The 11,831-nt window shown below is 71.9% G+C and carries 9 protein-coding genes; 5 read left to right on the forward strand and 4 right to left on the reverse strand.

Translation table 11 applies throughout. The annotated features are described in order from the left end of the window. Positions 1 to 189 precede the first annotated feature (189 nt). A complete protein-coding gene (locus tag DSC45_RS33850; RefSeq protein ID WP_119295872.1) occupies positions 190 to 1,479 on the forward strand; it encodes a DUF6986 family protein in 1,290 nt (429 codons plus the stop codon). Between the two features lie 96 nt (positions 1,480 to 1,575). Beyond that, a complete protein-coding gene (locus DSC45_RS33855) occupies positions 1,576 to 3,315 on the forward strand; it encodes a serine/threonine-protein kinase (RefSeq protein WP_119295873.1) in 1,740 nt (579 codons plus the stop codon). Between the two features lie 85 nt (positions 3,316 to 3,400). Here DSC45_RS33855 and DSC45_RS33860 read toward each other — a convergent pair whose 3' ends face one another. Beyond that, complete coding sequence (locus DSC45_RS33860) at positions 3,401 to 4,387, reverse strand: LacI family DNA-binding transcriptional regulator (protein ID WP_119295912.1); 987 nt, start codon at positions 4,385 to 4,387, stop codon at positions 3,401 to 3,403. Positions 4,388 to 4,641: 254 nt separating this feature from the next. On the opposite strand from DSC45_RS33860, the gene DSC45_RS33865 reads away from it, so the two are divergent. Next, positions 4,642 to 5,598, forward strand: a complete 957-nt coding sequence (locus DSC45_RS33865) for an ROK family protein (protein ID WP_119295874.1) — start codon at positions 4,642 to 4,644, stop codon at positions 5,596 to 5,598. Between the two features lie 294 nt (positions 5,599 to 5,892). Here DSC45_RS33865 and DSC45_RS33870 read toward each other — a convergent pair whose 3' ends face one another. Further along, positions 5,893 to 6,366 (reverse strand): excalibur calcium-binding domain-containing protein, encoded by a 474-nt coding sequence (locus tag DSC45_RS33870; RefSeq protein ID WP_119295875.1) that lies wholly within the window; start codon positions 6,364 to 6,366, stop codon positions 5,893 to 5,895. Positions 6,367 to 6,983: 617 nt separating this feature from the next. Between DSC45_RS33870 and DSC45_RS33875 the strand changes: the two genes are divergently transcribed. Further along, positions 6,984 to 8,021, forward strand: a complete 1,038-nt coding sequence (locus DSC45_RS33875; protein WP_119295876.1) for an NUDIX hydrolase — start codon at positions 6,984 to 6,986, stop codon at positions 8,019 to 8,021. Positions 8,022 to 8,085: 64 nt separating this feature from the next. On the opposite strand, the gene DSC45_RS33880 is transcribed toward DSC45_RS33875, so the two are convergent. Further along, complete coding sequence (locus DSC45_RS33880; RefSeq protein WP_119295877.1) at positions 8,086 to 9,444, reverse strand: dipeptidase; 1,359 nt, start codon at positions 9,442 to 9,444, stop codon at positions 8,086 to 8,088. A gap of 170 nt (positions 9,445 to 9,614) precedes the next feature. Between DSC45_RS33880 and DSC45_RS33885 the strand changes: the two genes are divergently transcribed. Beyond that, positions 9,615 to 10,994 carry a geranylgeranyl reductase family protein gene (locus DSC45_RS33885; protein ID WP_119295878.1) on the forward strand — a complete coding sequence of 460 codons (1,380 nt, stop codon included), beginning with the start codon at positions 9,615 to 9,617 and terminating at the stop codon, positions 10,992 to 10,994. 61 nt (positions 10,995 to 11,055) lie between these two features. Here DSC45_RS33885 and DSC45_RS33890 read toward each other — a convergent pair whose 3' ends face one another. Further along, positions 11,056 to 11,517, reverse strand: a complete 462-nt coding sequence (locus DSC45_RS33890) for a nitroreductase family deazaflavin-dependent oxidoreductase (RefSeq protein ID WP_119295879.1) — start codon at positions 11,515 to 11,517, stop codon at positions 11,056 to 11,058. Positions 11,518 to 11,831: the final 314 nt, after the last annotated feature.

Genomic DNA, 11,831 nt, shown 5'->3' on the forward strand with positions numbered 1-11,831 from the left:
CACCGACCCCCACATCACGCACCCAGGCCCCCGCACCCGACGCCCCACCGCGCCGGACACGGGGGCCTGGGCGTTTGACTCCTCGCGCGGGTACTGCGGGGTGTTGACCAGCGGGAAGGTACCCGGATAACTTCGCTATGCGGATTATGGATTCCGTGAAGCGGAATAATGAACCTGGAGGGTGCGGCAATGGGTCAGCAAGAGCAGGTGGCGACGAGCCTCGCAGGCGCGGTCAGTGAGGGCATCAGTGCCTCCCTCGCCCCGGTCGACGCGGAACTCGCACGTCGTTACCCGGGCGACCCGGGCACCCGCCAGCCCGTGCACACCGTGTACGTACCGGGCAACGTCTTCGACTCCGGCACCGTGCGTTCCTGGGGCGACCAGGCACTCGAGGCGCTCGACGAACACGCCCCGGACGCCGCCGCGTTCGCCTCCGTGCTCGGCCTGAGCGACGACCTCGCCGTCGCCGTCCACGACCGCGTACGCGCCAAGCTGGAACGCGAGCCGATCGAAGACCTGCGCATCGACTTCGAGGACGGCTACTCCGGTACGGACGAGGACCAGGACGCCGCCCGTGCGGCCCGCCTGGTGGCCGAGGCGTACGAGAAGGGCACCGCCGCCCCGTACATGGGCATCCGCATGAAGTGCATGGAGGCCCCGGTCCGTGACCGCGGCATCCGCACCCTCGACATCTTCCTCAGCGGCCTGATGCAGGCCGGCGGCCTGCCCGACGGCCTGGTGCTCACACTGCCCAAGGTGACCTACCCCGAGCAGGTCACCGCGATGGTGCGCCTCCTCGAGGAGTTCGAGAAGGCCCACGGGCTCGCGGCCGGCCGGATCGGCTTCGAGATCCAGATCGAGACCAGCCAGTCGATCCTCGCCGCCGACGGCACCGCCGCCGTGGCGCGGATGATCGAGGCGTCCGAGGGCCGTGCCACCGGCCTGCACTACGGCACCTTCGACTACAGCGCGTGCCTCGGCGTCAGCGCGGCCTACCAGGCCAGCGACCACCCGGCCGCGGACCACGCCAAGGCGATCATGCAGGTCGCCGCCGCCGGCACCGGAGTCCGCGTCTGCGACGGCTCCACCAACGTCCTCCCCGTCGGCAGCACCGAGCACGTCCACGAGGCGTTCAGGCTGCACTACGGCCTCACCCGCCGCGCCCTGGCCCGCGCCTACTACCAGGGCTGGGACATGCACCCCGGTCACATCCCCACGCGCTACGCCGCGGTCTTCGCCTTCTACCGCGAGGGCTTCGAGCAGGCCGCCTCCCGCCTCTCCGCGTACGCCAACCAGCTCGACGGTGACGTGATGGACGAGCCGGCCACCGCCAAGGCGCTCAGCGGCTACCTGCTGCGCGGCCTCGACTGCGGTGCGCTCGACATCGGCGAGGTCGCCCGGCTCACCGGCCTCACCCGCGCCGACCTGGAGGGTTTCGCGATCCCGCGCCGCGCGGCCCTCACCGCCTCCGCGCAGTAGGCGGCCCGCCTTCACCGGCCGGCATCACCCGGCACAACGTTCACCGTTGCCCCGTAGTGTGTACGCCACCACGGACGTACGAAGAACGGGGCAACGGTGACTTCGGGGGAGAACGAACAGGGCGACGGCGTGGGCCGCCTGCTGGCGGGCCGCTACCGCGTCGTGAACCGGCTCGGCCGCGGCGGCATGGGGGTCGTCTGGCGGGCGCACGACGAGGTGCTCGGCCGTGAGGTGGCGGTCAAGGAACTGCGCACCTTCACGGACGCGGGAGCGCCCGAACTCGCCGACCTGCAACTGCGGATGCAGCGCGAGGCGCGCGCCGCGGCCCGGGTGCGCCACCCCGGAGTGGTCGCCGTGCACGACGTCGCGGAGGTCGACGGACGGCCGTTGATCGTGATGGAACTCGTCGACGGCCCCTCCCTCGACGACGTACTACGCGACCAGGGCACCCTCGCGCCGCGTGAGGCTGCCGCCATCGGAGCCAAGGTGATGGACGCGCTCGCGGCCGCGCACCGGGCCGGTGTCCTGCACCGCGACGTGAAGCCGGGCAACATCCTGCTCGAGCGCTCCGGCCGTGTGGTCCTCACCGACTTCGGCATCGCCACGATGGACGACCCCGGAGACGGCTCGTCCACCCACCTCACGCGCAGCGGCGAACTCGTGGGCTCGCTCGACTACTTGGCGCCGGAACGGGCCCAGGGCCAGGACCCGGGACCCGCATCCGACGTATGGGCGCTCGGTGCCACGCTGTACGGCGCGGTCGAGGGCTCGGTGCCGTTCCGGCGCACCTCGACCTGGTCGACGCTCACGGCGATCGTGGTGGACCCGCTGCCCGACCCGGTACGTGCGGGTCAACTCACTCCCGTACTACAGCAGTTGATGGCCAAGGACCCGCAGACCAGGCCCGATGCGGAGCGGGCGCGGGTGCTGCTCGAGGAGATCGCGGGCGCCTCCGGCGACGAGACGACCGCCGCACTCCGTACGCCGCAGGGGCCGCCGCGCGACGCCACCGTACGCACTGCGCCGGGTGCGCCGCCTCCGGGATTCGGGCCCGCCGGTGCCTTCGGGCATCCGGGCACCGCCGCTCCGCCGCCCGGTCCGCAGGAGCCCGTCGTCGCCACCGTGCCGCCCGCGGGCCCCCGGCGCAGCCGCCGTGCTCTGTACGCCGGGGCGGCCGTGGCTCTCGTACTCGCGCTGGCGGGCGGGGGTTACGTTCTCCTCGCGGACTCGGGCGACCCGAAGAACGAGGCCGGGGCCGGTTCCGGCAGCGTGCGGGACGACCCGAGCAGCGGCAAGGCCTCGCAGCCGCCCGGCGAGAAGACGGGCACCTCCAAACCGGAGGAGCAGGGCGACAAGAAGAGCCCGTCCGCGGATCCCGAGCCGAGCAAGGAAGACGGCGAGAAGGGCAAGGACAAGGACTCGCAAGAGGCCGGCACCGGTGGCGCCCAGGACCCGGGCAAGGGCGAATCCGAGCCCACCGAGGCGCCAGACGAAGGGAGTTCGGGTTCCGGCGGTGGCGGCGGCAACGGCGGCGGAGGCGACCCCGCACCGGCACCCGTATGTCACCCGGCCGGCGCCGGCAAGTACAACTGCGAGGTCTGGCGGGCCGCCACGTCCTACACCGCCGGTGGTGCGGAGGCCGGCGTCCTCAACTCCGGCACCAACTACTTCTACTGCCAGGAGAACTCGGGCCGGCGCGAGACGCACGGCGGGTGGACGAACGTGTGGTGGGCCAGGACCGACGACGACAGCGGAAACCGCAACGTCCAGGTCAACGTCGTGAACATCAAGGGCGGCAAGAACGACACACCGGTGCCCGGGCTGCCCACCTGCTGACGCAGCTGTGGCGGGTGCGGACTTCACCGGGTGCGCGCCCGCCTTCCCGCATCGGTGCGGATGACGCCGATGCGGGAAGCAACTCTCAGCCCTCCGGCGGCAGTTCGCCCGAACCGCGGGCGATCAGACGGGTCGGAAGCACGCTCCGCTCGGTGCCGATGCGCCCTCCGTCGAGACGGCGGAACAGACGCTCCGCCGCGGTGCGGCCCAACTGGGCCGCGTCCTGCGCGATCACCGTCACCCCCGGGTCCAGGAGGTCGGCCAGCTCGAAGTCGTCGAAGCCCACCAGGGCGACGCGCTGCCGCCGTTCGGCCAGTACCCGTACCAGAGTCACGGTCACGCGGTTGTTGCCCGCGAAGAACGCGGTGACGGGCGTCGGGCCGTCCAGTATCGCCGCGGCGGCCTCGCGGACCCGGTCCGGTTCGGTGGAACCGAGCGACACCCAGGAGCTGTCGACCGGCAGCCCGGCGTCCTCCATGGCCGTCCGGTAGCCCCGCAGCCGCTCGGCCGCCGTGTGAATGCGCGGCTGGTCACCGATGAAGCCGATACGTCGGTGGCCGTGCGCGATGAGATGGGCGACCCCGGAACGTGCGCCGCCGGAGCTGTCGGAGAGCACCGCGTCCGCGTCGATCCGGCCGGCGGGGCGGTCGACGAAGACGGTCGCCACGCCGGCCTTGATCTCCGGTTCGAGATAGCGGTGGTCGTCGCCGGCCGGGATCACCACGAGTCCGTCGACCCGTCGGGCGCACAGGGCGAGCACCAACTCCTGCTCGCGGGCCGGGTCTTCGGCGCTGGATCCGTTGATCAGCAGCGCTCCGTGGGCGCGGGCCACTTCCTCCACGGCACGGCTGAGCGGACCGTAGAACGGGTCGGCAAGGTCCTCGAGGACCAGGCCGATGCTCGCGGTACGGCCCTTGCGCAGCACGCGGGCGCTGTCGTTGCGGCGGAATCCCAGGGCGTCGATGGCCTCCTGGACGCGGCGTTCGGTGTCGGTGGTGACGCCCGGTTCGCCGTTGACCACGCGGGAGACGGTCTTGAGGCCCACGCCGGCCCGGGCGGCCACGTCCTTCATCGTGGGCCGGTTGCCGTAGCGCGGTTCGACGGCTCGGGGCGGCCCCTGCGGTCCGTCCGACGCGTGCGGAAAGCCGGGCTGGCGGCGGTTGTTCTCGGCCACGTGTGCGGTCCTGTCCTGGGGCTCGGAGGTGTGGCATCGAGCATAGAGCCTAGACAACGTTGTCAGTGGCAGGGGAGACTGGACTTCGAATCTTTCGCGGCCCGTCTCACCAGGAGATCCGGCCCCGTTGACGACCAGGAGAACCGACTCTGATGCAGAACGACATCGTCGCCGCGCTCGACATCGGCGGCACCAAGATCGCCGGAGCCCTGGTGGACGGAGGCGGTCGCATCCTGGTCCGTGCGCAACGCCCGACTCCCTCGCAGGAGGACGGCGACACGGTGATGGGTGCCGTGCAGAGCGTACTCGGTGAGCTGACGGCCCACTCCCTGTGGGGAGAAGTCCATGCACTCGGCATCGGCAGCGCGGGTCCCGTGGACGCGTCGAAGGGCACCGTCTCGCCGGTCAACGTCCCCGGCTGGCGCGGGTTTCCGCTCGTCGAGCGCGTGCGCGCACTGACCGGCGGACTGCCCGTCACCCTCATCGGCGACGGCGCCGCGATCACCGCCGCGGAACACTGGCAGGGCGCCGCACGCGGTTACGACAACGCCCTGTGCATGGTCGTCTCCACCGGCGTCGGCGGCGGACTCGTCCTCGGCGGTGCGCTGCACGCGGGGCCCACCGGGAACGCGGGGCACATCGGCCACATCAGCGTCGACCTGGACGGCGACCCGTGCCCGTGCGGAGCCCGCGGCTGCGTCGAGCGGATCGCCAGCGGGCCCAACATCGCCCGGCGGGCCCTGGACGGGGGCTGGCTCCCGGGCCCGGACGGCGACACCTCGGCAGCCGCGGTCGCCGTCGCGGCGCGGGCGGGGGACCCGGTGGCCCGTGGATCGTTCGAGCGCGCCGCACAGGCGCTTGCGGCGGGCATCGCCGCCACGGCGACACTGGTCGAGATCGACATCGCGGTGATCGGCGGGGGAGTGGCCAAGTCCGGCGAGGTGCTCTTCACGCCGCTGCGCAAGGCGCTGAGCGACTACGCGACGCTGTCCTTCGTGCAGGACCTGCGCCTGGCCCCGGCGGTCACGGGTACGGACGCGGGTCTGGTCGGCGCCGCTGCTGCCGTCATCGCGGGGGCGACGGCATCCACGGCAGCTGTTTCGGGCTGAGTCCAAGGCGAGCCGCTCGCAGGCCTTCGCTCAACTGCGGCCGGGCCCGCACGAGTTCGCGGGGACGTAGTCGTGCGGCCGGGCGTGCGTGCGCGTCGGTCCGGATGGGGCGGTGCTACGGGCCGGGCGCCTTCGGTGGCTGATCGTTGAGGTTGGCCGAAATGCGCTGCACGGTACGCGGGCCGGTGTGCATGCGGACGAGGCTCGGCGGGTTTCTCAGGTGACCGGGTCGGCCCGGTGGCCGCCGAGGGCCAGCCGGTCGGCGCGGGCCGCCCGGTCGTCGGCTCATGGTCGTCAGATGTCGCAGCCCACACCGTCCCCGTCGCGGTCCAGGTGGCGGCCGTAACCGGGCTCGCCGCGGTGTACCGGAGCCGCCCCGGCCGCACGGGCCTCGCTGCAGTTGCCGTACGACACCTCGGCGCTGCCCGGGGAGCCTTCGCCGCCCGAACTCCCGCCCGCTGTACGGGTGTTGCCGCCTCCGGCAGGTGCCGCGGTGACCGTCGCCCGGGCCGTTTCGGTGACACGCACGGTCACCGTCGGCGCCGGTTGCGGATCGGGTGCCGCCTGCTCGGTCACCGTCACTGTGGGGGCCGGCAGCGCCGCGGCCTTCACCTCGGGAGGCGCGTCATGGCCGGCCGCTCCGCCGTCGGACGCTGTCGCCCCGATCGCGAAGGAGAGGACGAGGGCGGGCAGCACGAATCGTTTGCGTGCCCAGCGCGGGGCAATGCGTGGGGACGGTCCGCCGGCTGGAAAGTGTGGATTGTTCATGATGTGCCCCCCAGGGGTGTTTTCCAGTGAGGGGAAGGTAGTTCGGGCATTCCTCTTGTGGAGGATGTATGGATTCTGCATGACCGATTCGTAATCCATGGGCGGTGGTTGCCCGTTCGCGCGCCGGACGGGGCACCGTGCGAGCCGAGGCCGGATGCTTCCTTCCCACCACGACGGCCCGGGTCCTACGATCGGGTGGCGGAGCGTGAACCGGGCCGCCCGGCGCCGCAGTTCACCGTTCTGAGCCCGCCTCGTCGTCCCTTGTGCCGGGACCTTCCGACCACACCTGCCGGTCGGGGCCGTATCGCCGACAACACGGCCCCGGCCCGCCCCTCCGGCCTGCTCCAACCCGGGGTGAACTCCCGCGCATCCCGAGGCGCCGGAAGGGGCCCGCACGTACAGGAACGGTGCAGGGGGAGCCGCCGTCCTGACGTGCGCGGCCGCCGTCGGCCTCCGCCCCGCGCGGACCGGCGGCGGCCGCATCCCCGGCGCCGGGTCCGCCCGGACACCCCTCCCACCGGCGACGATGCGGCCAGGACACGGTTCCTGAGCGGAGGTGGTTTCCGTGGCAGGGTGTTGCGGGCAAGCCACAGGGGGCCAACAGAAGAGGGGGAACCGTGATCGTCTGGATCAACGGTGCGTTCGGTGCGGGGAAGTCCACCGCCGCACGGGAACTGATCGACCTGATCCCGAACAGCACGCTCTTCGACCCCGAGATCGTCGGCAGCGGCCTGCCGTTGCTGCTCCCGCCGAAGCACCTCGACGAAGTCAGCGACTACCAGGATCTGCGGATCTGGCGACGGCTCGTCGTCGACACCGCGTCCGCGCTGCTCGCCGAGGTCGGCGGCGTCCTCGTGGTCCCCATGACCTTGCTGCGCCAGGAGTACCGGGACGAGATCTTCGGCGGCCTCGCCGCCCGGAGAATCGCGGTACGCCACGTGGCTCTCACCCCGGCGGAAACGATCCTGCGCAGCCGGATCGCCGACCGGGGAGTCGGATCCGGCATCGACGCCGAACTCCGCGTGCGCCAGTGGTCGTACGACCACATCGAGCCCTACCGCGCGGCCCTGGCCTCCTGGCTCAGCGCCGACGCACACCTCGTCGACAACAGCGCGATCACGCCGTACGAAACCGCCGAGCGCATCGCCGAATCGGTGCGGAGCGGGGACCGCGGCCGCTGCGACATCGTGCAGACACCCGAACCGACGGCCGAGACCCTGGCCGCCGGTGTGCTGCTCTTCGACGACGAGGACCGGGTGCTGCTCGTCGATCCCACCTACAAGGCAGGCTGGGAGTTTCCCGGCGGTGTCGTCGAACCCGGAGAGGCGCCTGCGCAGGCAGGCGTACGGGAGGTCGCAGAGGAAACCGGCATAGGGCTCGAGCGGACCCCGCGCCTGCTCGTGGCGGACTGGGAGCCACCGGTTCCGCCGGGATTCGGCGGAATGCGCCTGATATTCGACGGCGGCCGCCTCGACGGCGCGGTCCGGGAACGTGTCCTGCTGCCCGGGCCGGAACTGCGCGGCTGCCGCTTCGTGACCGAACAGGAGGCGGTGAGCCTGCTGCCCCCGGTGCGGTACGAACGGCTCCGCTGGGCCCTGCGAGCCAGGGAGCGCGGAGCCGTTCTCTATCTCGAGGCAGGTGTGCCGGTCGCCTGACGGAACCCCTGCTCGGACACACGGAGGAGTGCCCGGCGGGCCGGACGGCACCGGCCCGCCGGGCTCACTTCGAGGCGGCGTAGTTCTGCAGGAACAGCGCCTCGGTCACCGCGAGTCGGCTGAGTTCGGACGGCGAGACGCTCTCGTCCACCGCGTGGATCTGCGCCTCGGGCTCGCTCAGACCGATCAGCAGGATCTCCGCCTCCGGGTACAGCGAGTCCAGGGTGTTGCACAGCGGGATCGAACCGCCCTGGCCCGCGTACTGCATCTCCTCACCGGGATACGCGACCGCCATCGCCTCGGCCATCGCCGCGTACGCCGGACTCGTGGTGTCGGCGCGGAAGGGCTGGCCCTGACCGACTTGTTCGGTACGGATCCGGGCGCCCCACGGCGTGCGCGCCTCCAGATGCGCACGCAGCAGCCCGGTGGCCTCCGCGGCATCCGAACCGGGTGCGACGCGCAGGCTGACCAGCGCCTTGGCGCTCGCCTGAACCGACGGCGTGGCACCCGCCACGGGCGGGCAGTCGATGCCGAGCACTGTCACCGCGGGCCGCGCCCAGATACGGTCCGCCACCGTGCCCGAACCGATGAGTCCGACGCCTTCGTGAACCTTCGCGTCACCGCGGAAATCAGCCTCCTCGTACTGAAGGCCCTGCCAGGACTGATCGGCCTCGAGACCGTCCACCGTCGTCGAACCGTCCTCGGCGCGCAGCGAGTCCAGGACCCGGATCAGCGCGGCGAGGGCATCGGGTGCCGCGCCGCCGAACTGGCCCGAGTGCAGATTCCCGGCCAGTGTGTCGACCTCCACCCGCACCAGGGTCATGCCGCGCAATGTCGAGGTGACCGTGGGCAGGCCGACCCGGAAGTTGCCGCTGTCGCCGATCACGATCGAGTCGGCGCGCAGCAGTTCCGGGTGGGCCTCGGCGTACCGCTCGAGACCGCCGGTGCCCTGCTCCTCGGAGCCCTCGGCGATGAACTTCACGGTCACCGGGAGGCCGCCCTCGGCCTTGAGGGCGCGCAGCGCGAGCAGGTGCATGATGACGCCGCCCTTGCAGTCCGCCGAACCGCGGCCGTACCAGCGCCCGTCCCGTTCCGTGAGTTCGAACGGCGGCGTGGTCCACGCCTCCTCGTCGAGCGGGGGCTGTACGTCGTAGTGCGCGTACAGGAGAACGGTGGGGCTGCCCTCGGGGCCGGGGAGTACGCCGTAGACGGACTGGGTTCCGTCCGGGGTGTCCAGGAGGGCGACGTCCTCGAATCCCTCCGTGCGCAGGGCGTCGGCGACCCAGCGGGCAGCGCCTTCGCTCTCGCTCTTCGGGAACTGGGCGAAGTCCGCGACCGATTTGAAGGCGACGAGATCGGCGAGCTCCGCCTGGGCACGCGGCATCAGGGAGTCGACGGTCTCGGCGATCCGGTTCGAGGACATGGGCACGCTCCTTGTGGGTGCGACGTTGTACCTGTGTGGACGTCGTCCGCGCGCCTGTGTGCGCAGGGCGAACGCGCTGCCGATCTTCCCACAGGCGGGTGCGGCAGCGGCCGCCCGTAGGATGCCGTGGACAGTGGCGTGAATCAGCTGGATCGGAGCAGCAGCCCATCGTGAGCAGCGAGAATTCGAGCGAGAACCCGGCGGACGAGAGCAGCGAGGTGTGGGACGTCGTCGTGGTCGGTGCCGGCCCGGCGGGAGCCTCGGCGGCCAACGCCGCGGCGGTGGCGGGCAGACGCGTCCTGATCCTGGAGAAGGCCGAACTGCCGCGCTACAAGACCTGCGGCGGTGGGATCGTCGGACTCTCGCGCGATGCGCTGCCGCCCGGGTTCCAACTGCCCCTGCAGGACCGGGTGCATGCGGTGACGTTCTCCCTCGACGGCCGCTTCGCCCGCACCCGCCGGTCGCGCCGGATGCTCTTCGGCCTGATCAACCGGCCCGAGTTCGACCAGGGGCTGGTCGAGTCCGCGCTGAAGGCCGGGGCCGAACTGCGCACGGGCGTCACGGTCTCCGGGGTCGAGCAGCACGGCAGGTCCGTGCCCGACCGGCGGACGGTGGCGATCCAACTGTCCGGAGGCGAGACGGTACTGGCCCACGCGGTGATCGGCGCGGACGGCAGCGCCAGCCGCATAGGGTCACACGTCGGAGTCAAGCTCGACCAGGTGGACCTCGGACTCGAGGCGGAGATCCCGGTGCCCGAGGCGGTCGCGGAGGACTGGGCCGGGCGCGTGCAGATCGACTGGGGCCCCATGCCCGGGAGTTACGGCTGGGTCTTCCCGAAGGGGGACACCCTCACCGTCGGTGTCATCTCGGCGCGGGGCGACGGCGCCGCCACCAAGCAGTACTTGGAGGACTTCGTCGCCCGTCTCGGTCTCGCCGGCTTCGAACCGCGCATCTCCTCCGGTCACCTCACCCGCTGCCGCAGCGACGATTCACCGCTGTCGCGCGGGCGGGTGCTGGTGTGCGGGGACGCCGCCGGCCTGCTCGAACCGTGGACCCGGGAGGGCATCTCCTACGCGCTGCGCTCGGGCCGGCTCGCGGGGGAGTGGGCGGTCCGGATCGCCGAGTCGCAGGACGCGGTGGACGCGCGGCGCCAGGCGCTCAACTACGCCTTCGCCATCAAGGCCGGACTCGGCGTGGAGATGAGTATCGGTCGGCGCATGCTGTCGGCGTTCGAGCGGCGCCCGGGAATGCTGCACGCAGCCCTCACCGGCTTCCGACCGGCGTGGAACGCCTTCGCGCGCATCACCCGCGGCTCCTACTCGCTGACCGAACTGGTCCGTACGCACCCGATGGCCCGGCGGGCCGTCGGCGCGCTCGACCGCCGGGTGGAGCCGGACGCCGCGGAGCGCGGGGATGCGAGCGGAACGGATGCGCGGGGCGCGGATGCCTCGGAGACGCAGCACACCGGCCCGGGCGCCCCGGACGGCCCGGATTCGGGAGGTGCCGGATCGGATGTGGCGGGCTCGGACTCGCGGGGGAGGGGCGCGTAGGCCCTGAGCGTGGGTGTGGGTGTGGGTGTGGGTGCGGGTGGCGGCGCGGGCCGAGGCGTCGTCACCCGGTGGGCGTGATGCGGAAGACGGGGTGGTCGGGAAGGGACGCCAGGATCTCCGCGTCCGTCGACTTCGCGGTCACGCCCTTGAAGTAGCCGTTGACCTCCCAGCCCCAGCGCTTGAGGTAGGCGCGGATGAGCCTGACCTTGGCCTGGTCGTCGGGGATCTCGACCGCGGTGAAGCTGCGCACCTTGCGGCCCGTGCGCAGCTCGCCGCCACCTGCGGCGCGCATGTTGCGCACCCACTGCGAGTGGCCCCGGGCCGAGACCAGGTACTGGTCGCCCTCGTACGTGTGCGGATTGACCGGGATCCGCTGCAGGTTGCCGCTCTTGCGGCCGCGTACGGAGAGTTCCGCGGAGCCGAGCAAGCTCACGCCGTGCCGGGCGAGCCAGCCGATGGAGTTGTTGAGTCGAGTGGCCAGCGGACCGGCCTGCAGGTAGTACGGCTGAGCGGGCTGCGACATGGCGGACTCCTGTGGGCGCGGTCGACTGGTGAAGGACGGGCGGTGCGATGCCGGTCCCGTGGATCCGGGGCCGGCGGTGAGCGGTGCTCCGGCGTGCGAGCGGTGCTCCATTGGTCAGTGGGGGTCCGAGACGTGAGCGGCGCTCCGAGACGTGAGCGCTGTTCCCCGGTGCGAGCGGTGCTCCGGTGCGTGAGCGTCGCTCCATGGCGTGACTGGTGATCTGAATCGAGAGCAGTGCTCCGAAATGTGAGCACCGCTCTCGCTCCGCTTGGCTCGAGTCTGGCACGGGAGGGTGCTCCAAAGCAAGAGCAGTG

Source organism: Streptomyces sp. YIM 130001 (assembly GCF_003574445.1).
In the GTDB taxonomy this organism is placed as follows: domain Bacteria; phylum Actinomycetota; class Actinomycetes; order Streptomycetales; family Streptomycetaceae; genus Streptomyces.